Below are 270 nucleotides of genomic sequence, written 5' to 3'. Positions count from 1 at the left end.
GCATTTCACGCATCAATTCCCGAGACAGGCCGAGACCGGCGGCCATGTCATCACTGCCGTCGAGGTGAGGATCGTAGGCCAGGCCCTTCCAGCCAATGGTGGTGCGCGGCTTCTCGACGTAGGCACGCATCACCAGCAGCATGCTGTCGCTCACCTCCCGGGCAAGACGGGCCAGGTTGGCGGCGTATTCGAGAGCGGATTTCGGGTCGTGGATGGAGCAAGGGCCGACGATGACCAACAGGCGGGAATCCTCGCCATTGAGGATTGCGC

General features: G+C 63.0%; 1 pseudogene. It reads right to left on the bottom strand.

Features of this window, described 5'->3' with window-relative positions:
• Window positions 1–270 (bottom strand): annotated as a pseudogene (locus AB2L51_RS15210) (3-deoxy-7-phosphoheptulonate synthase); the annotation flags it as partial.

This window comes from Acetobacter fabarum (assembly GCF_040702925.2).
Taxonomy (GTDB): Bacteria; Pseudomonadota; Alphaproteobacteria; order Acetobacterales; family Acetobacteraceae; genus Acetobacter; species Acetobacter fabarum_B.
Note: the sequence above shows the minus strand (reverse complement) of the source record. Positions and strands in the feature narration are given on the sequence as shown.